We start from the raw sequence: 19,450 nt of genomic DNA on the forward strand, positions 1-19,450 counted from the left end.
CTTCATTAGGCATACCTCCAGACTGTGCGATTCAGATTCCGTTTTATATGCGCACTCGACCTATCAAGAGCATTTAACCATAAGGCTGGTCTTTCTAACTTAGGCATGACATCTGACTCGTACCATTTTAGTCAATTGTATTGAAAGGGTTTGATCCTCCCAAATGAAATACTATGGCTGAGTATTTATGGTATTTAGGAGATGCCTGTTAAATATTATATTATGGGATAATTAAAATAAATAATAGATCATTAAATAATTAACTACTTTGGATTGTTGATACTAGTAAGGTGGCTGAACATGCATTTGGGTTATTGAAGTCTTGGATTGCAAATGTGCTAGCCACCTGCAAAATTTTTCAAATATGTGTAAGAACGTTTTCTGTATAAAAATTTCCAAAATTATCATTCATCCACACGATGTTAGAATTAGTCAATTTTGATTTTCAAAATTTTGCGAGCTCAAGAGCATGTGAAGCTATTCTTCGAAAAATGACCATCATAGAATTGGCAGAATCTGAAACCATTCTTTCTCCTGGTCAATTTCAAGAACATCTATATTTTATTAAAAAAGGGGTTGTTCGCTGTTATTACCGGTCATACGAAATGGAATGGACCAACTGGTTTGCTTCCGAGGGGAATTTTATTTTTTCGACAGAAAGCTTTTTATACGGTAAGCCATCTCCAGAATATATTCAAACCTGCTCACCCGTAGCTCTTTACCAAATTTCCAGACAAGATTACCAGCAGTTGTTGGATGAATTTCCAGAACTCTATGAAAGGGCATTTGGTATTCTTCAAAATCGCTTGTGTATTTCAGAAAAGCGAATGCAGGGATACTATATGCAAACTGCCTATGAACGTCATGAAGACTTTATTAAAACACATAAGAACCTTTCGAATCGTGTAAAAATGCAGCATATCGCCAGTTATCTGGGCGTTACACCCACTCATCTTTCACGTATTCGAAGAAAATTTGCAAGAAAAAATGATGACGATAATGCTACATATTGATGTAGATACATGAATCAACCTAGGTTAAGAAAGTTGTCGTGCTTTTGGAAGACCACTTTTTTAGGTTTACGTTTAAAATAAGCAAAGCCTAGGTGAATCAGTTAAATAATGGATATAGCAACTAATGTCCAGTATTCACTACCCGTCAGGGCACCATCCGTACGAATTTATAATCACCCGGTCAATACCTCAAATTTATCAGATAGCTAATATGAATTTCAGCAGAAAATTTTATTAGAATCAATCCTGTACCCGGTACTGGCTTTTATACGGCCACTGCCTTTTATCTATTTTTATGAAAAAAAACCTATTGCTTTTATTCATTGCATTCTGCAATGTCCATCTGGCCTTTTCCCAGAATGCTCCTTTAATTCCAAACGAATCACTGAGGTTCAATATCGGAAGAGGAAGACATGGGACTGGCGATGTTCAGGGTTTAGTACTAGGGGTAGAATATGAAAAATATTTTCGAAAAAAATTATCTTGGTCTACTGAAATAGGTACAACCATACACGATGGATCAGATCTTCTATTGGTTACGGAAGATAACGGCGAGGTTCATGATTTGTCTTACCGATATACCACTGCAGGGGCTCAGCTTGTTGGGAAAATTGGCTACCATTTTTTACAAAAAACAAATTGGGATTTGGGAATTCGAGTGGGAGGTTTTTTTCGATATCAGTCCTCTTCGGTTCCCGATGATTTAACCATGCTGTTCCCTATTGCAACGGGCTTACCAGTACCCATCTTTATCACCGAACATATCACTCCCCAACGAACTTATTCCGTCGGGGGACTCTCACAACTTTTCGCCAGCTATAGCATCAAACAAAAAATAATTCTAGGACTCACGACGGGCTTACAGCTGGATACCAATGGAGACACCATTTTTCCACAATTATCCTTTACGATTGGAAGACGGTTTTAACCCCTTGATTTTATTTAAGGACAATCCGTTATCAGGACCAATTTGGCATAATGGGTTTTGTAACCAGCAGTCAGCTAGAAAATCTATTTCTAGAAGAATTTGACCGCCGACCGCCGACCGCCAAAAGCCGACAGCCGATAGCCGACCGCTATTTACTATTCACACAAACCCATTCAAAGCCTCCGGATTGCGCATGGTGGCTAAGTTGGCGCTGGTTTTCGGGTCTTGCCCCATCAATATCTTTTTTACCGGTGCCTCCATTTTCTTGCCACTGATGGTATAGGGTATGTCGGCCACCTCCTCTATGGTATCGGGCACGTGCCGGGGGCTATATTGCTGGCGGAGGGTGTTCTTGATGGTTTTCTTTAATTCTTCGGTTAGTTGGTGCCCCTTTTTTAATACGACGAATAGGGAGATAGTCCCTTCTCCATCGGACTTCTCCAGATAGACGACCAGGCTGTCTTTTACGGGGGGCAGACTTTCCACCGCGCTATATATCTCAGCTGTTCCAATGCGTACACCGCCTCGGTTGAGGGTAGTATCGGAGCGACCTTGAATTACTACTCCCCCTCTGTCGTTAATTTTTATCCAGTCACCATGGCGCCAAATGTTTGGATAGGTTTCGAAATAGCTGCTAAGGTAACGTTCTTGATTGGGGTCATTCCAAAAATAAATAGGCATAGAGGGCAGGGGCTGGGTGATGACCATCTCGCCAAGTTGATTGAGCTGCGGTTGTCCATTTTCGTCGTAGGCCTCTATCTTACAGCCCAGCATGCGGCACTGTATTTCTCCAGCATAAACGGGCAAGAGGGGGCTGCCTCCCACGAATGCGCTGCAGACGTCGGTACCTCCGCTCAAGGAAATAAGCCAGACATCTTTTTTTACAAATTTATAGATCCACTCATAGGCATCTGCCGTTAGCGGGGAGCCTGTAGAGCCTATGGTTTCCAGTGATTTTAGCTGGTCGTTGGCGATGCTCACTCCGGCTTTCATGCAGGCAATAAAGTAAGCGGCTCCACTTCCGAAATGCGTTATTTTGGCTTGCTCGGCTAGGGCCCATAATGTCTGGGACGAGGGGTACATGGGTGCGCCGTCGTAGATGACCAGTGTGCTCCCACAAAGCATGGAGCCTAGGGCATAGTTCCACATCATCCAGCCGGTGGTAGAGTACCAGAAGTATCGGTCGCCGGGTTTGACATTCTGATGCAGGGCCAGGGCTTTGTAATGTTCTAATAAGCACCCTCCCACACCATGGGTGATGGCTTTGGGCTTCCCGGTGGTCCCCGAAGAGTATAAAACCCAGATAGGATGATCGAAAGGGACGGGTTCGAACTCTAGACCATGATGGGGAAAGTGTAAAATATCTTCCCAAGCGGTAGTGCGCTCTGGCTGGAGACCAAAATCACCAGTTTTGACAAATACGACATCATTGACGGAGGGTAGTGCCTCCGCCAGGGCCAATTGAAGCGTGGTGCTGGGGTAAGACTTGCCATTATAGGTGTATCCATCGCAAAGAAATAGGACTTTGGGCTCTATCTGCTGAAAACGATCGGCTATGCCCGCCACACCAAAGTCGGGCGAGCAGGAGGACCATACGGCTCCTACTGCATTGGTAGCCAAAAATGCTATGATGGCTTCAGGACAATTGGGGAAGACGGCAGCCACCCGGTCGCCCGGCTTGATGCCTATTTGCCTTAGCCAGGCCGCCACTGCGGCAACGTCTGCCTCCAGCCGCTCCCAGGTGACGGGGCTGAGTCCTCTGGTTTCCGACTGGAACAGTAAGGCTGGTTTACCTTTTGATTTATTCCGGAAGATATGCTCGGCATAGTTTAGTTTCGATCGTCGAAACCATTTTGTGCCGATCATTCCCGACTTAGGCCTGCTGATAACTTCCAGATAAACTTCGTGTGACTTAATATTGAAGAATTGCCACATGCTTTCCCAGAAGTCTTCCAGGTCGGTAACCGACCATTCCCAAAGATCCTGATAACTGCGGAAATACAGGCCTTTTTTTACAAAAAGCCAGTCCATATAACGTTTTAAATTGGAATGCTCCGTAAGGTTAGTGCCGGGTTTCCATAAGGCTGTTGTAGGTGTAGGTATTGACATTATTCACATCCTGCTGTTAAGGGGAGATATCATCTTGCCAAAATAGGCTTTCTTTGATGAATACTATAAACGAATCGGTATAAAGTTTCGGATAATCTACATCAGATTAATTTGAATAAAAAATATTCTATCTTTGTATTTCAATAAAATATCAAACGTAGTACTCTGATCATCAGATACGTTCGTGACTGTGCGGGCCGGGTGGAAATAAATCACCAGGAGCACGATTTCGCACTAAAATTTGTTAAGAGGAACAAAAATCCAGTAGTGATACTGCATTCCTAATGAGAAAAAGAACAGAAAAACCAAAAGATGCTAAGGCGTCGGGACAGGTAGCCGGCCGGTCGGCAGGTGGCAGAAAAAAGAAAAGCATTGATGGTGGAGATTGGGCTATGGAAAGTCGCTTCAGCAAGCCTACCATCAAGAAATCCAGCTTACGAGTGGCGGCGGCCAGAGAGGCGGCAGAGGCTAGAGCATACAAAGGTAAGCCAGCAGTAGGTCGCCCGGAAGGTTTGGCAAAGTCTTTTGACAAGCCTTGGGCGGAGCGGGGGACCCGCTCTACAGATTCAGGCCGGGATGAGCGTCGCTCCTTCGATCAGTCGGGTCGTGACAAGCCCTATCGTTCTTTCGAGAAGAAAGAAGGCGGTAAGCCTTTCAGGCCGCAACGAGAAGATCAGGCCGGCGGAGCCAGAACGGGATATGGTGCGCCAAAACGATTTGGAAAACCTGTTTTCGACAAGGGTCGTAATGAAGATCGTCGTGCAGGCTTTGGCAAACCTGAACACCGGGGAGAAGGGGCATCAGACTTCAAGAAACCATATAGCAAGCCTTGGGAAAGAGATTCTGAAGGCAAAAAACCCTTCCAGAAGAATTTCCGGGACCGGGGCGAACAACCAGCAGCCTCCTTGGGTAGTCGTTCGGAAGGCAAAGTCTCCGGTGAAGAGCGGCGTGTAGGAAGGCTGGAAGCTGCTCCAAAATATAATTTGTCGCGCTACGACGATAAGAAGCCTACAAAAAAAAGTAAAGGAGCAGAAGAGTCAGATACCCTGCGTTTAAATAGATTTATTGCTAATGCAGGAATTTGCTCCCGCCGGGAAGCGGATGAACTCATTGCTTCAGGGCAGATATCAGTAAATGGTAAGACCATCACCGAGATGGGCTTTCAGGTGAAGCGAACCGATCAGGTGAAATTCGGAAAGAAAGCCCTGAACCCCGAAAAAATGGTGTATATCCTGATCAACAAACCGAAGGACTATATTACTACCACCGATGATCCGGAAGAACGTAAAACGGTACTCGATCTGATCCAAGGAGCCTGTGACGAACGTGTTTACCCCGTAGGGCGTTTGGATAGGAATACAACAGGCCTACTTTTGTTGACTAACGATGGTGAATTAGCAGAAAAGCTAACCCATCCATCCAGTGGAATTAAGAAGATCTACCAAGCGGAATTGGACAAGCCAATTACGACCGAGGACTTTGAGCTGCTGAAACATGGTCTGGAGTTAGAAGACGGATTTATCCGCCCCGATGAGGTGGGTTTGGTTACCCCCGATGCCATGGTCGTTGGGCTGGAAATTCACAGTGGTCGCAACCGCATCGTTCGTCGGATGTTTGAGCACCTGGGATATGAAGTTCAGAAACTAGATCGTACCGTATTTGCTGGACTGAACAAAAAGGAGCTTCCAAGAGGAAAATGGAGGTTTTTGCTTGAAAGAGAAGTAATCAAATTGAAATATATGCTGTAACGACGAATTTTTTTATCGCCGTATTGCTAAGATTAAAATTCAGGAGGAGAGTCGCTATATATGCAGGCTCTCCTTTTGTCATATATGATTTTATGTTTCATCCTCAGGGGAAGAACAGCCTTGAGATAGTACTAAAATTTTAACTGTAAAGTCCATATTTTACTTGATATTGTCCTTTCTTATGCTTATATTTCTGCATACCAAACCTTTCAGAAGCTATGAATATGATCGACAGAATCGGACATTGGGGGGATACGCACCATCCAGCTTGGCTAGACTTCCTCCGCATCGGGCTAGGGGCTCTTCTATTCTTTAAAGGAATAAGTTTTATAAGTGACACGCAAAGGGTTATGGAGCTGGTTTCCAATTTGGATATTCAGTTATGGACGGTAACGGCAGTGCATTACGTGGCCTTTGCGCATATTTTCGGTGGGTTAATGATCGCTTTGGGGGTACTTACCCGGTTAGCAGCCGCCTTCCAGCTGCCTATTCTTGTTACGGCCGTTTTCTTTGTGAATTTACGCATGGGATTTTCCTACCTCAACTCGGAGTTGTGGCTTTCCCTAGTCACCCTACTCCTGATCGTTTTATTCATTGTGGTAGGGTCTGGTCGTCTGTCGATGGACGAGTATATGCGTAAACATGATCATTGATCAGATCAGTTCAGGGGTGACTTTCAGGAATTTGCGTTTGTACTCCAGAGGCGTCATATCAGTAACCTTTTTGAAGTGCCTATAAAAATTAGAAACATTATTGAACCCACATTCAAAGCAAATTACTTCAGTCGGCAGCCGGTCTTCTATCAGAAACCGGCAGGCATGGCTGATCCTGATTTCCACCAGAAAATCGTTATAGGTTTTTTTCGTCATCATCTTGAAATACCGACAAAAGGATGTCACACCCAGATTGGCCAGGGAAGCCACATCCTGCAGGCTAATATCTTTCTTATAATTGGTGAGTGTGTAGGCATATATTTTATTGAGTCTCAAAGTCTCGCTGTCGTTGGACTTATAGAATGCATGGGCCGAAGCGATGATGGAAGTCTCCTGGCTCTCGGCCAGGATTTTCAGAATAGAAAGTAGGGCAATAAGTCTTTCCAAGTTTTGGGCATTTACAGCCTTGCGCATCAGATCGACCACTTGGCTTCGGGTTTCTCCATGTATTACCAACCCTTTTTTTGCCTTTTCAAATAACTTCGGAATCAAGTAGGCTTCCGGAAGCTGCAGCAGGTCGGCTCCGAGGCAGTCGGGAAGGAAATGGATAATGATCAATTCAATTTCCGATTTATCACTACCCTCTTCCACACGCCAGGTATGAGGAAGATTTTCGCCCAGAAGAATTAATTCACCGTCGGAAAAATTGGAGATGTCGTCTCCTATAAAGCGCACTCCTCTCCCTTTAACCAGGAAATGCAACTCCAACTCGGGGTGATAATGCCATACTGTTCCAAAGCCAGAATTCTTCTCGTGGCGGATGCTGAAAGAATTCTGTGATTTGATGGGTACCCTATGGAAATGCGGCTTCATAATGATAAATGGAATTTACCTATATAAGACAGCAAGTAGGTTGTTTCTAATGGTTTTGAAATGCAGGTTGTTGATTTTCAGGTCAGCCACCTGAAAAACGCGCTGCTCCATAGCCGATTTTCTCTCTCAAGATTTGTCTGGCCTTAATCAGTTGGTTCTTTACCGTATTGGTAGAAATATTCAGGTAGTCGGCAATTTCTTTGTATGACTTTCCTTCCTCGAAGTTAAGCTTGAAAATCTGTTTTCTTCGCAGGGGTAGGTCGTCAATGGCGCTATGCATCGCTTGTATATGGGCGTCTTGGTCCTCTCCATCGTCGTCGGTAAGCAAACTGATATTCTCGAGATACTGACTTCGCAGGCGCTGATCTTTCTCTATTTTCTTAAACTGATCGAAAATCTGGTTGCGCAGACTAACGAATAAATAGGATTGAAAACTGTGCTCAGGTTTGATTTGGCTTCGTCTATCCCAGATTTTAGCGAATACTTCTTGTGTAACATTTTCAGCCTCGTCTACATCTTTCAGTAAGGAAGTGCAAAACTTGACGGCAGGCATTCTGAAATGCACGTAGAGCTGGGAAAAAGCTGCTTCGTCACCTTGGGTAACTCGGATGAGGATGTTCTGATTAGGGAAATTCATAGCGTTTAGGAATAAGGATATTTGAAAATCTCAATTTCTTTCGGCTGTGTCTAAGTATGGTGCCATGGGTGGGTGGGATATTCAATGGTTCTCACTCACCCAAAGGCCTCAGCATTTCAGGATACTACTACGGCTGAGGCTCCAATTTCCTGAAGTAGATCATCTGCCTCTGTAAGCAAGGTGTCTATAGCCTGCTTTAAGTCGTCGGTCAGGGGTTCTACTTCCCGGCGTGTAAACAGGCTAATCGGTAAACCCTTCTTCTGTAAACTATATTTGGCAATGGTAGGATAGGCCGTATGAACCAGGTCCATGGTTTTGACGAAAAATGCATTTACCTTTTCTCTCTCCAACGTCTTGTTTTCGTCCTGGTAATGGTTACAGATCCAAGTGATAAGCTCGGGATATATATTACCTTGAATGCAAGACAACCCAGCAGCTCCCGCTCGTAGAGAACTTTCTGCATTGACCATATAGGCATCGTAAAGACCAAAATTCTCGTCATTTCCGATGGCAATACGTTTCGACACTTCTTCCGAGTCCAAACAGGTATCCTTATGATATACCAGTCGCCCGGTAGGCATCAATTCCGAAAGAATATAGCTGTTGATCAATCTTTTATAGGGGACAGGGCATTCGTAAAATCCCAGAGGGATATCGCCGGTAAGTGCCATTAGTTCCTTCATTCTCGTCAGGAATATTTCATCTGATTCGTCCTCAGAAGCGATCAGGCCCGTAATCACAATGACTGCCTGCACTCCTTCTGCGAAGATTTCTTTGACAAACTGAGCCTGCTCGGTAATAGGGCCACCAAAAGTACCGGTAGCCACTACAGGGACCCGCCCTGCGGCCTGATCTATGACGGTACGGGTAATGGCAATTCGCTCTTCAGGACTTAGCTCGTACATTTCACTGGAAAGGCAATTGGCAAATAGACCGGTTGCACCCGCTTTCAAATACATTTCTGTAAGGGCACGCAGGCCGGGGAAGTCTATGTCGCCCGATTCCAGAAATGGGGTTAGCATTACGGGGATAAAGCCTTTGGGTAGAATGATAGCGGAGGGATTACTTGAGTTTGACATGATATTTGTGGTCCTGAATAAAATATGGTAAGGGTATCATTTATATTTCTTCTCCTACTGCTTCCCCAACTGGCTCTTTCGTTTTTTTAAATCGGGTGAGCAGGATTCCTATTAGAAAGATCGAAAGCGTGCCAACGACCATGATCATATTCTGATGGAGAGGGTTTCGCAGGTAGGCGTATTCATCGGTGAGCTGGGGAGAGAAGGTCATCCAGACGATGATGATGATCCCGATAATGGTAGCAATAAGCGCCTCCGTATTCCTGGTATTTCGAGAAATAATGCCGAGCAGGAACAGTCCTAGCATTCCACTGGCGAAGATTCCAGATAGCAGCCACCATATATCTAATACACTCTTTACACCAATCATGGCTATGCCGGTAAGCATTCCTAGCAATCCGAAGACGGTGGTGGCTATATAGAGTAGTTTCATCGATTGTTTGGGAGTGACATCGGGTTGGATATAACGCTGATAAATGTCGACAGAGAAGACAGTTGCCGAAGCGTTCATGCCCGAGCTTATGGTACTCATTGCGGCTGACATAATGGCGGCTACAATTAGCCCCAATAATCCTACAGGAACCTTTGTGACCATAAAATGGGGCATCACTTTGTCGCCATAGTCTTCGGCGGTCAGTGTTGAGGCCAGCTGCGAAATTGCGGCTGGGCTTCCTCCTGGCAATCGCTCAGTGGCCGCAGCCATACGGATAGGCTCTAAGAGCGCGGGGTTGCTTTCGTAATAGGCGAAAAGACAGGATCCGAGCATGAAAAATAATAGGGAAACGGGCAGGTAGATGTAAACGCAAAGCCATACCGAGCTGGCAGCCTCTTTGATGGAACCGGTGGTATGGTAACGCTGAACATAATTTTGATCCATGCCAAAATTATTGAGGTTCATGAAAAAGCCATAGAGAAGGACCACCCAAAAGGAGGACTGGACAAAATCCGGAGACAGGGTTCCCAAGCTGAATTTGTCGTTGTCCTTGCCGATGTCTATAATGGCAGGAATGCCACCTGTCATGCTGTCGACGACCAGATATAATATGGCCAGTGCCCCAATGGTATTGATGACTCCCTGAACTACTTCGGTCCAGATAACCGCTTCCATGCCTCCCATTACCGTATATACGACAATGGATATCCCCACCACGATCATGATCATAGCCATGGGATAGCCGGTAAGGGCTTGTAAGCTAAGTGCAATTCCGAAGAATATAGATCCCATCCGGGCCAACTGTGTTAACAAGAAGCATACCACAGCATAGGTTCTTGCCCAGGCTCCAAATCTATGCTCCAGATGCGTGTAGGCCGACACTTCACCGGAATTTCGGTAAAAGGGTATGAAATATTTGGTGGCTGCCCAGGCCGCTAGGGGCATGGACAGACTAAATACAAAGGAGTTCCAGTTGCTTCCGTAGGCCTTTCCTGGGACTCCAAGAAAGGTATTGCTGCTCAGAAAGGTGGCGTAAATAGAAATCCCAATAGCCCAGCCGGGAATATTTCCAGAGGCCTTTGTGAACTGGTCGGCTGTCGTATTCTTTCTAGAAAAGTACAGTCCGACCAATACCATAGCGATTAGGTAGGCTATTACGATCAGCAAGTCTATTAAGGGAAGGGAGTTCATTGCTACCAGGGTTGTTCGTATAATTATTTTACAAATAAAAAGGATATTGCCAATGCATTTATAGCGATTAGTGGCCTTTTATTGTACGATATTATCAAGTATGCTATTTCCTGGATAGTAAAGCTGCTAATTTTCCGCAATTTTTTTCTCCCGAAGAAAAAAACTGATTCCCAGACTCGAAATGATAAGCAGGACGATTGTTATTAGCTTACTTGCTAAGCCTTCCTGGGGATGATCGAGCAGGTATTGAATATCTTGGGCTTCACTTCCGATCCAGACCGCCAGAATCGTACGAGGAATCATTCCCAGGGTACCTCCTAATATGACTTGGGTTAATCGCGCTCCAGCAATGGCGAAGAACAAGTTGGTCACCGCAAATGGTAGGATAGGAGATAATTTGGCGAAGAAGATGAGGCGTAGTTGATTTGCTCTGAATCGGGTCAGCAGTCCTTCCACCTTGGGAAAAGCTTTAATAAGATAAGGCATAGTGGTGCCAGCATCGAAAAAAAGTGCAAATAGATAGACTAGGCCTATGGCACAAAGATTGAGCGCAATGAGATAGGGAATAGCTATTAGACCCATAAAATACCCGTATACCAAGGCCAGAAAGGTGGGAGGCGTAAGGGCCACTGCCGAGGTTAGGGTTAGAAGGGTAGTGACCATCAACCAGGTTTGTGTGTTCCAGCCAGATACCAGGCTCTCTTCAGACACTGCCCAGGCGGTGAGTGCTGAAGTCGCAAACAGTGGGACAACGGTCATCAGGATGCTGATAATTATAGGTGCCGGGATGGAAGTGCGTGGGGATTTTGCCAAAATCTTAGGTATTATTTACTACTTTCAGGACGGTGAAGGTTACTGAAAGGATATAGTTGTTTTTATAAAAAACCAAATATACCCAAAGTACGGATATTATTAGAACAAGATCGTTAGATCAAAAACGTAGAATGTAAGATGCCTATGAAATTTGCTACCAAAGTTATTCATGCAGGAATGGAACCTGACCCGTCCACCGGTGCCATCATACCACCTATTTACCAAACCTCCACTTTTGTTCAGGAAGGTCCGGGTGTTCATAAGGGATATACCTATGCGCGGAGCCATAATCCCACAAGAACTGCCCTTCAAACGGCCTTGGCCTCCTTGGAAAATGGTCGTCATGCCTTATGTTTTGGGTCGGGAATGGCGGCAATAGATGCTGCCCTGAGAAGCTTGAAGCCTGGAGATGAAGTAGTAGCTACTGCCGACATCTATGGGGGTACCTACCGTTTGATGAATCAGATATATGCGCCTATGGGGGTAATTTTTCGATTCGTAGATCTTACGGACGCAGAAGCTCTCCATACTCATATAGGCCCGGGCACGAAGATGATATGGATGGAAACGCCTACGAATCCCCTGCTTAAAATTATTGATCTGGAGGCGGTAGTAAAGCATTGCCAGAATAGGGGGATTATTACCGTCGTGGACAATACCTTTGCCTCACCCTATTTGCAAACCCCTCTGGATATAGGGGTAGATTTGGTAATGCATTCGGCGACGAAATATTTGGGAGGGCATTCCGATGTGATTATGGGGGCGCTGATTACCAACGACGATGAGCTGGCGCAACGGCTCGCTTTTGTTCAGAATACGACGGGTGCCGTTCCAGGGCCTCAGGATTGTTTCTTGGTACTGCGGGGACTTAAAACCTTGGCTTTGCGAATGGAAAGGCATGGACAAAATGCCATGAAGGTGGCCCATTGGCTCGACCTGCACCCAAAAGTAGGGGCTGTCTACTATCCGGGCCTTCCTCAGCACCCTGGTCATGCTCTCGCCAGCCGACAGATGCGCGATTTTGGTGGTATGGTCTCCTTCGAACTTAAGGATCAGCGTTATGAAGAAGCGCTTAGGGTTATGAAAGGTCTTGAGTTGTTCGCACTAGGGGAATCCTTGGGAGGAGTGGAGTCGCTCTGTGCTCATCCGGCAAGCATGAGCCATGGGAGCGTGCCCAAGGCAGAAAGGGAAGCCATGGGTATTAGCGATGGACTGATTCGCCTGAGTGTAGGCATAGAGGATATTGCAGATTTGCTGGGGGATCTGGAAAGAGCTATAGCATAATGCCGGGTACATGGTTGATTCGGAAACTCAAATCTTGTACTTTTGACCTCTCGAAATTTGTAACAATTTATTAAAACTAAATATGGAATTAACAGGAACCGTTATCGCCTTGTTGCCAGAAGTGTCGGGCCAGGGTAAGAATGGAACATGGCGCAAGCAGGAGTTCGTTATAGAAATCCCTTCGCAGTATCCTAAAAAAGTATGTGTTTCTTTATGGGGCGATAAAATAGATCAGGCTGCTCTTCAGGTGGATGACACCGTAACAGCTTCCGTCGATATCGAAAGCAGGGAATATAATTCCAGGTGGTATACGGAAGTGAAAGCCTGGAAAGTAGAGAAAAGTGGTGCTGGAGCGCCGGCCTCATCGGGAGGAGCCCCTATTCCACCTGTCACTACCTTTACGGAAGATGAGTCGGACGATCTTCCTTTCTAAATAACTTGAATCTGCAAGCTGAAAGGTTTGCAGATTTTTTTTATCTGCTAGCGTCCTGGCAGCATGGCCATGGTAAACTGGTCCAGCATTTCACGGGGGTGGACTTCCAGCACTCTTGCCAGAACCATTACCACCAGGGTGTTGGACGCCATGCGCCGGGGAATTCCAGCAAAGGTAGCAAATAGATCTACGGTTACTGACTGTTTTGAATCCAGAAGCTCCATTAACTTTTTCTCCTTTTCTCCGTATTGGAAACGAACATCCTGACCATGCCGTCCTCTACGCATGATCTCTTTCATCTCCCGGCTAGCCTGTATGGATTTGTCGGCCACACGAACGTAGGCCTTTCTTTCCCCGGTAGCATCTACCACATAATGCGGCTTATCCGGGCTTTTGGGAACGTGAATTACCAAAACCTCCATATCGGAACCAATGGCCACGCGTTCGCTCTGGTATTCGAGTTTAGGAAAAATTAATTTTTCTATCGCTCGAAACAGGATGAACTCGTCCTCGGCGATGTCCTTGAGTCCTTTAATACGCATGTCATCGCCAACCCCGACCATAAGCTTGCCTCCATGGGTATTGGCGAAGGCTACGATCTCACGGACAATCTTTTCAGGGTGGCTAGACTTCAATTTGAATTCTAGATGCTGACTCTCACCCTTCTTGACCAATTCTTTTAATAATCGAAGTTCCATTGCTCTAAATGGATAAAAATCCGGGTTTAATGGCACTAAAATCGCTGAAAAGACGCCTATACGCCGTAGTTTATCACTAACAAGGTACTTTTTTTTGTTTTTAAATTGAAATAAAATTTTCCTTATGAGGTTCCATATTCCTATGAATGCACTGGTCCCCAAAGCAAAACGGCACCGAATGGTGCCGCTATCTATCTAATATTCGTCTTCATTAAAAAAGAAGTCATCCTTGGTCGGATAGTCCGGCCAAATTTCCTCAATGCTTTCGTAAGGTTGTCCGTCATCCTCAAGTTCCTGAAGGTTTTCTACCACTTCCAGGGGAGCACCTGTTCTAATTGCAAAGTCAATTAGCTCGTCTTTCGAAGCTGGCCAAGGAGCATCCTCAAGATATGATGCAAGTTCGAGTGTCCAGTACATATTATTTAGCCTATTAAAGAGTTACTTACTGATTTTAGGAGTGCAAAAGTAAAAAAAAATGCATCCTTTAATAGTCTCTAACCAAAAAAAATAAAAATAATTGCATTTAAAAATTTTGATTTTTTTTACTTTTTATAAGTGTCTGTATTATAATGGGTTATGGCTCTAATTTTTCTTAATATTTTTTTAGCCGACATCTCTACTGAGCAAACAGGCTCTTCCTACCCTAAAGTATGGGAGTGGGAGGTACGGGAATTCGAAAAAAATGTATTTAAAAGAGGTTTTAAAATTATCCAGAAAATAGTTTTTCTTATTTTTTGGATGCCATTGCGTTAAAAATTTTTTCCAATTGGTCTGGGCTGTCATTGGATTACAGGCCTGAGTTTCGTTATAAAATTAACCTTAAGCAGTCCAAATATTAGAATTTAAATAGGCTCTAAGCTTTCATATACTTCGGGCTATCCAAATAATTATTCATCTTTGTACATAACCCATCGTTTCCAAAATAACAATATGATGACCATAGAAATCTGTGCCTATTCCTTAGAGTCCTGCATCAATGCCCAGGAGGGAGGAGCCAGTAGAATAGAACTTTGTGCAGGCCTGGGTGAAGGCGGAACTACCCCCAGTGCAGGACTTATTGAACTCGTTCGGCAGCATATTCAAATACCGATTTATGTAATGATACGCCCCCGGGGTGGGGATTTTGTATATGATGTATTTGAAGAAGAAATTATGCGACGGGACATTGCCCTAGCCAAAAAATTGGGAGCCGATGGCGTTGTTCTGGGATTGTTAATGCCTGACGGGCAGGTCGATATAGCTCGTACGAAGGCTTTGGTAGAATATGCCAGTCCAATGAAAGTGACTTTTCATCGGGCATTCGACCTAACGCCGGATCCGTTGAAAGCCTTAGAGGCAGTGATCAGCACCGGCGCAGAGCGTATCCTGACCTCGGGTCTTCACGCCACTGCAGCTTTAGGAATAGATGTACTTTCCCAACTTGCCAAGGTTTCGGCAGGTAGGATAGAAATAATGGCCGGAGCCGGTGTAAATGCTGAAAACGCTCTTCAACTTAAGGATGCTGGAGTAGATGCTTTGCATCTGACGGCCAAAGCCTTTAGGCCCGGGCGGCAATCGTACTTCCCGGAAAAGGTATCAATGGCAGGAGATATACCCGATGAGCGTTCGGTGATGTATAGTGATCTGGCCCAGATTGAAGCGATTGTCCAAGTAGTTTCAGCCTGATAGAACGTTTATATTGTTAGTGTCATTCGCCAAAGCCTTTAAAATATGAAATTTGTCAAAGCGATTGTTTCCCTGCTTCTTGCTGTCAGTTTTTTTTATGTCCTTAGCGTCCGATGGGGCCCCGCTCCAGCGTTAGGAGGGTTCCTTAGCCCTTTTACCGGTTTTTGGCAAAACTGGGAGCGTGCCTATGAAAAAGACACGGAAATCAGCATATCCTCGGACAGCCTGAGAGATGTCGTAACGGTGCGATACGATGACATGGGAGTTCCCCATATTTTTGCTCAAAATGACTTTGACTTGTTTTTTGCCCAGGGCTTTGTAACGGCCAAAGATCGTTTGTGGCAAATGGATCTTCAGACAAGAGCTGCCTCGGGGCGACTTTCGGAGGTGCTCGGACCTGCTACTCTGGCTATGGACGAGAAAAACAGAAGAATGGGTATGAACTTTGGTGCTGAAAGTAATTTTAAAGTTGCAATGAGCGATAAGCGGAGCAGGGAAGCCCTTTTGGGTTATACGGCCGGTGTTAATGCGTATATCGATCAACTGAAACCGAAGGATTACCCAGTGGAATATAAACTCCTAGGTTATGCTCCCGATCACTGGAAGCCCATTTATACGATGTATATGTTAGAACAGATGACCCTGACATTGGCCGGGCGCTCCGATGACGTAAAAATGTCGCATATACTTAAAGAATATGGTCAGGAAGTACTGGATAATTTATTTCCCGATTACCCACTTCTTCAGGAAAGCCCCATTATCCCGGCAGGGACTGCATGGGATTTTAAGCGCCTACCCATCCCCGTCGGCACGCCCAGCCTTCATCACTCCGACACTCTGGTTCAAAGATCTGGGAAACTGCACCCCCTCGAGCCAGTGGCCCCTAAAGTGGAAGGGGTAGGGAGCAATAACTGGGCTATATCGGCAGAAAAATCTTTGACGGGGTATCCCATTCTGGCCAATGATCCCCATCTGGAACTTACCTTGCCATCCATATGGTACCAGGTTCAGTTGCATGCACCGGGTCTGAATGTGTATGGAGTGTCCCTTCCCGGCATACCCAGTGTGATTATAGGCTTTAATAAAGATATTGCCTGGGGCGTGACGAATGTAGATGCCGATGTCTTCGATTATTATAAAATTCGTTTTCGGGATGAGACACAAAGTGAATACTGGCACGACAACCAATGGAAGAGGACTCAATTCCGCGAAGAGCAGATTCAGGTAAAAGATGAGGCTGAGCCCAGGGTTCTTAAAGTGGTTTATACCCATCATGGACCCGTCTTTAGTGAAACGGATAGTCTGGGAACTCCTACTTATTATTCTACCCGATGGATAGGGCGTGAGGCAGGCAATAGCTTTCAAACTTTTTATCAGCTCAATAAAGCAAAAAATTTCGAAGATTACCGTCAGGCCCTTTCCCATTATGTGGGGCCGGCTCAGAATTTCATATTTGCTGACAACAAGAAAGATATTGCCATAACTGTAAATGGCAAATTCCCTTTAAAATATAAAAACCAAGGAAAATTTGTTCTCGACGGTACCAATCCTACCGACGATTGGAACGATTGGATTCCATTTGAGCAGAACCCCTATGTGAAAAATCCTCCTCGCGGTTATGTTAGCTCTGCTAATCAGTCCTCGACCGATCCTAGTTACCCATACTATATCAATTGGGAGTTTGCCCCAGCCGAAAGAGGTATACGGATCAACGAAAGACTGGATGCAATGAAACAGGCCACTGGAGATAGTTTGAGGCTGTTACAAACGGATAATTTTAGCGTGTTGGCTCGCTCCATACTCCCTCGTTTGCTGGATATACTAAAAAATAATCCCGGTGCCCCGTCAGAAAAAGCGGCTGCCAATGCGCTGGAAGCTTGGGACCTGGTAAACAGTCCTGCTTCCATTGGGGCAGCCATCTTTGAAACCTGGATTGTCCAATTACGGGAATCGATTTGGGAGGATGAGTTTGGGGGGCAAAAATTGCCCATGCGGTATCCATCCCGGGATCGAACGCTATACCTACTGCTTAACGAACCTGATGCTTCCTGGTTTGACGATCGGCGTACGCCCCAGAAAGAGACGATGAATGATATTGTTCTAAATAGTTTTAGAGCCTCTCTCGAAACGCTTACCCATGCGCATGGTCCTTTGAGTCCGGAATGGGCCTGGAGTAAGGTGAAAGCTACTAATATTAAGCATTTGAGCAAGCAACTTGGGCCCTTCGACTCCGGAGTGCTCAGTACGGGGGGAGGCTCCAGCATTGTGAACGCCATTACCACTACCCATGGTCCGAGCTGGCGTATGGTGGTAGAGCTGGGCCCTAAGCCTAGAGGCTACGGTATATACCCAGGGGGGCAGTCGGGCAATCCGGGCAGTCCGTATTACCTCAATATGCTGGACAAATGGGTGAAAGGAGAGCTCAACGAATTATTATTCCTGGAGACTGCTGAACAGCAAAGCGACCGGTTGGCAAGCAAATTGATTTTTAACAAAAAATAATATGCAAGGATTTCTGAATTTTCTTCTGGTTCTGATCTTGGCTGGTGTCAGCCAACTCCTGGCTCCCTGGTGGGTCATAGCGCTGGTGCCTTTTCTGGTGCATATATGGCGCCCTTCAGGCTATCTTGCGGCTTTTTTGAGTAGTTTCTTAGCTGTAGCTCTACTTTGGCTCCTGTATAGTGGCTATCAGCATATAGAGTCGGGGGGAGCCATATCTGAACGTATTACCCAGGTATTTCGCTTGCCTAACGCCACCCTCCTTGTAGTTTTGACAGGCTTAATAGGTGGACTCATGGCTGGACTGGCAGGCATGGCTGGCTATTCCATCAAAAATCTTTTTCAAAGGGAAAGGATAGTCTAAAATCTGATAGCGAAATGAGATCTCTTGCCAATAGCAGCTGGGAAATACGGTCAGCTCCCATAGAGGCCATAATAGGATCAGATTTTTGCAACTTCTCGAGTTTGGGCAGAATTGAACTCTGAATCCTATTTGAATGGGTAAGGATAAGGGTGGTTCCCCAATTTTTATATCGATGAACACAAATCCGGAGAGTCGGTAGGCGGGAAAAATAGTTTGCCAGGAAAAAGATCCCATGAGGATCGCGGGTGAAGGTATTCAGAGAATCAATATTTTAAGCCCTGAGGCTAAAAAAAATGATGGGTTGAAGGACATTAGGGGGAGCTTTTCCTTGACTATTAAAGAGAATCCTTATATTTGCCGCTCTTTGTAAAACAAAACCTTTAAAAAAACGTGAACAACAATACTTCCTTAATCTGGAACATCGTGTTAACCCTTGCCGTGGCGGTGTTATTTTTCTTACATTTTTCTAGCAAGCCAGGTATGGGCAGCGCATCCGCCGATGGTGGTGTGGTGGCCGGACGCAAGACCGTGTATGTTCAAGTAGACTCGCTTTTACTGAATTACGATTTTTTCAAGGACACGAAGAAAGAATTGGAAAACAAAAACTTCCAACTTGAAAATGAACTTAATCAGAAGGGACGCTCTCTTCAGAATGAAGTGGCCTTTTTCCAGAAAAAAGCACAAACTATGACTCCAGATCAGGCTCGTTCTACCGAGGCTCAGTTGATGAAAAAACAACAGGATCTAATGGCTTATCGCGACCAGGCAGCCCAGGGACTAGCTCAGGATGAGGCTCAGAAAAACGAAGAATTGTATAAAAATATCCGCGAGTATATCGAGAAATACAATGATGAAAATGGATATGAATATGTGTTGGGCTATTCGCTTGGTGGAGGTATTCTCTTTGCAAATCCTGACCTGGACGTATCTAAGAAAATCATTGAAGGACTTAATAAGGAATATGCTAGCAAAGGCAAGCCTGCTGCTGCTGATTCAACCAAAAAGAAGTAGTCATCCAGAAATTCTGGAA

At 45.2% G+C, this 19,450-nt stretch carries 18 protein-coding genes; 10 read left to right on the forward strand and 8 right to left on the reverse strand.

Annotated elements, in window-relative coordinates:
* The first annotated feature begins 419 nt into the window (after window positions 1-419).
* Both X939_RS0107415 and X939_RS0107420 read left to right on the forward strand, forming a co-directional pair.
* A complete protein-coding gene (locus X939_RS0107415) occupies window positions 420-1,013 on the forward strand; it encodes a Crp/Fnr family transcriptional regulator (RefSeq protein WP_025762629.1) in 594 nt (197 codons plus the stop codon).
* A 295-nt stretch (window positions 1,014-1,308) separates the two neighbouring features.
* A complete protein-coding gene (locus tag X939_RS0107420; protein WP_025762630.1) occupies window positions 1,309-1,941 on the forward strand; it encodes a hypothetical protein in 633 nt (210 codons plus the stop codon).
* Between the two features lie 159 nt (window positions 1,942-2,100).
* Here the strand turns inward: X939_RS0107420 and X939_RS0107425 are convergent, their stop codons facing one another.
* Entirely contained in the window at window positions 2,101-4,050 is a 1,950-nt protein-coding gene (locus X939_RS0107425) for an acetoacetate--CoA ligase (protein ID WP_044198804.1), read from the reverse strand.
* Window positions 4,051-4,334: 284 nt separating this feature from the next.
* On the opposite strand from X939_RS0107425, the gene X939_RS0107430 reads away from it, so the two are divergent.
* Complete coding sequence (locus X939_RS0107430) at window positions 4,335-5,798, forward strand: pseudouridine synthase (RefSeq protein ID WP_025762632.1); 1,464 nt, start codon at window positions 4,335-4,337, stop codon at window positions 5,796-5,798.
* 224 nt (window positions 5,799-6,022) lie between these two features.
* Window positions 6,023-6,451 (forward strand): DoxX family protein, encoded by a 429-nt coding sequence (locus tag X939_RS0107435; RefSeq protein WP_374754294.1) that lies wholly within the window; start codon window positions 6,023-6,025, stop codon window positions 6,449-6,451.
* Here the strand turns inward: X939_RS0107435 and X939_RS0107440 are convergent, their stop codons facing one another.
* From X939_RS0107440 to X939_RS0107460, 5 genes are all read right to left on the reverse strand, one after another.
* Window positions 6,452-7,324 (reverse strand): AraC family transcriptional regulator, encoded by an 873-nt coding sequence (locus X939_RS0107440; protein WP_025762634.1) that lies wholly within the window; start codon window positions 7,322-7,324, stop codon window positions 6,452-6,454.
* 82 nt (window positions 7,325-7,406) lie between these two features.
* Entirely contained in the window at window positions 7,407-7,961 is a 555-nt protein-coding gene (locus X939_RS0107445; RefSeq protein WP_025762635.1) for an RNA polymerase sigma factor, read from the reverse strand.
* Window positions 7,962-8,077: 116 nt separating this feature from the next.
* Window positions 8,078-9,040: a dihydrodipicolinate synthase family protein gene (locus X939_RS0107450; protein ID WP_025762636.1), complete on the reverse strand. Its 963-nt coding sequence runs from the start codon at window positions 9,038-9,040 to the stop codon at window positions 8,078-8,080.
* Between the two features lie 40 nt (window positions 9,041-9,080).
* On the reverse strand, window positions 9,081-10,664 hold the full coding sequence (locus X939_RS0107455; RefSeq protein ID WP_025762637.1) for a sodium:solute symporter family protein: 1,584 nt from the start codon (window positions 10,662-10,664) through the stop codon (window positions 9,081-9,083).
* 126 nt (window positions 10,665-10,790) lie between these two features.
* Window positions 10,791-11,477: a VTT domain-containing protein gene (locus tag X939_RS0107460; protein WP_229236024.1), complete on the reverse strand. Its 687-nt coding sequence runs from the start codon at window positions 11,475-11,477 to the stop codon at window positions 10,791-10,793.
* Window positions 11,478-11,621: 144 nt separating this feature from the next.
* On the opposite strand from X939_RS0107460, the gene X939_RS0107465 reads away from it, so the two are divergent.
* Both X939_RS0107465 and X939_RS0107470 read left to right on the forward strand, forming a co-directional pair.
* A complete protein-coding gene (locus X939_RS0107465; RefSeq protein ID WP_025762639.1) occupies window positions 11,622-12,761 on the forward strand; it encodes a cystathionine gamma-synthase in 1,140 nt (379 codons plus the stop codon).
* Between the two features lie 82 nt (window positions 12,762-12,843).
* Window positions 12,844-13,194, forward strand: a complete 351-nt coding sequence (locus tag X939_RS0107470) for a DUF3127 domain-containing protein (protein WP_025762640.1) — start codon at window positions 12,844-12,846, stop codon at window positions 13,192-13,194.
* A gap of 47 nt (window positions 13,195-13,241) precedes the next feature.
* Here X939_RS0107470 and X939_RS0107475 read toward each other — a convergent pair whose 3' ends face one another.
* Together X939_RS0107475 and X939_RS0107480 are read right to left on the reverse strand one after the other, a co-directional pair.
* Window positions 13,242-13,892, reverse strand: a complete 651-nt coding sequence (locus X939_RS0107475) for an AlbA family DNA-binding domain-containing protein (protein ID WP_025762641.1) — start codon at window positions 13,890-13,892, stop codon at window positions 13,242-13,244.
* A gap of 195 nt (window positions 13,893-14,087) precedes the next feature.
* Window positions 14,088-14,309: a DUF2795 domain-containing protein gene (locus X939_RS0107480; protein ID WP_025762642.1), complete on the reverse strand. Its 222-nt coding sequence runs from the start codon at window positions 14,307-14,309 to the stop codon at window positions 14,088-14,090.
* Between the two features lie 516 nt (window positions 14,310-14,825).
* Between X939_RS0107480 and X939_RS0107490 the strand changes: the two genes are divergently transcribed.
* From X939_RS0107490 to X939_RS0107505, 4 genes are all read left to right on the forward strand, one after another.
* On the forward strand, window positions 14,826-15,557 hold the full coding sequence (locus X939_RS0107490) for a copper homeostasis protein CutC (RefSeq protein WP_025762643.1): 732 nt from the start codon (window positions 14,826-14,828) through the stop codon (window positions 15,555-15,557).
* Between the two features lie 45 nt (window positions 15,558-15,602).
* Window positions 15,603-18,059, forward strand: coding sequence for a penicillin acylase family protein (locus X939_RS0107495; protein WP_025762644.1), 2,457 nt, complete (start codon window positions 15,603-15,605; stop codon window positions 18,057-18,059).
* Window position 18,060: 1 nt separating this feature from the next.
* On the forward strand, window positions 18,061-18,420 hold the full coding sequence (locus X939_RS0107500; protein WP_044198807.1) for a hypothetical protein: 360 nt from the start codon (window positions 18,061-18,063) through the stop codon (window positions 18,418-18,420).
* Window positions 18,421-18,810: 390 nt separating this feature from the next.
* Entirely contained in the window at window positions 18,811-19,431 is a 621-nt protein-coding gene (locus X939_RS0107505; protein WP_025762646.1) for an OmpH/Skp family outer membrane protein, read from the forward strand.
* The last annotated feature ends 19 nt before the right edge of the window (window positions 19,432-19,450 follow it).

It is taken from the genome of Dyadobacter tibetensis Y620-1 (assembly GCF_000566685.1).
GTDB classification, from domain to species: Bacteria; Bacteroidota; Bacteroidia; order Cytophagales; family Spirosomataceae; genus Dyadobacter; species Dyadobacter tibetensis.

Bases quoted from the DNA above. Each gene is read 5' to 3' on its own strand.
- X939_RS0107470 (WP_025762640.1), top strand. From the start codon at position 12,844: ATGGAATTAACAGGAACCGTTATCGCCTTGTTGCCAGAAGTGTCGGGC.
- X939_RS0107475 (WP_025762641.1), bottom strand. From the start codon at position 13,892: ATGGAACTTCGATTATTAAAAGAATTGGTCAAGAAGGGTGAGAGTCAG.
- X939_RS0107430 (WP_025762632.1), top strand. From the start codon at position 4,335: ATGAGAAAAAGAACAGAAAAACCAAAAGATGCTAAGGCGTCGGGACAG.
- X939_RS0107420 (WP_025762630.1), top strand. From the start codon at position 1,309: ATGAAAAAAAACCTATTGCTTTTATTCATTGCATTCTGCAATGTCCAT.
- X939_RS0107495 (WP_025762644.1), top strand. From the start codon at position 15,603: ATGAAATTTGTCAAAGCGATTGTTTCCCTGCTTCTTGCTGTCAGTTTT.
- X939_RS0107455 (WP_025762637.1), bottom strand. From the start codon at position 10,664: ATGAACTCCCTTCCCTTAATAGACTTGCTGATCGTAATAGCCTACCTA.
- X939_RS0107465 (WP_025762639.1), top strand. From the start codon at position 11,622: ATGAAATTTGCTACCAAAGTTATTCATGCAGGAATGGAACCTGACCCG.
- X939_RS0107445 (WP_025762635.1), bottom strand. From the start codon at position 7,961: ATGAATTTCCCTAATCAGAACATCCTCATCCGAGTTACCCAAGGTGAC.
- X939_RS0107450 (WP_025762636.1), bottom strand. From the start codon at position 9,040: ATGTCAAACTCAAGTAATCCCTCCGCTATCATTCTACCCAAAGGCTTT.
- X939_RS0107500 (WP_044198807.1), top strand. From the start codon at position 18,061: ATGCAAGGATTTCTGAATTTTCTTCTGGTTCTGATCTTGGCTGGTGTC.
- X939_RS0107435 (WP_374754294.1), top strand. From the start codon at position 6,023: ATGATCGACAGAATCGGACATTGGGGGGATACGCACCATCCAGCTTGG.
- X939_RS0107440 (WP_025762634.1), bottom strand. From the start codon at position 7,324: ATGAAGCCGCATTTCCATAGGGTACCCATCAAATCACAGAATTCTTTC.
- X939_RS0107425 (WP_044198804.1), bottom strand. From the start codon at position 4,050: ATGTCAATACCTACACCTACAACAGCCTTATGGAAACCCGGCACTAAC.
- X939_RS0107415 (WP_025762629.1), top strand. From the start codon at position 420: ATGTTAGAATTAGTCAATTTTGATTTTCAAAATTTTGCGAGCTCAAGA.
- X939_RS0107480 (WP_025762642.1), bottom strand. From the start codon at position 14,309: ATGTACTGGACACTCGAACTTGCATCATATCTTGAGGATGCTCCTTGG.
- X939_RS0107490 (WP_025762643.1), top strand. From the start codon at position 14,826: ATGACCATAGAAATCTGTGCCTATTCCTTAGAGTCCTGCATCAATGCC.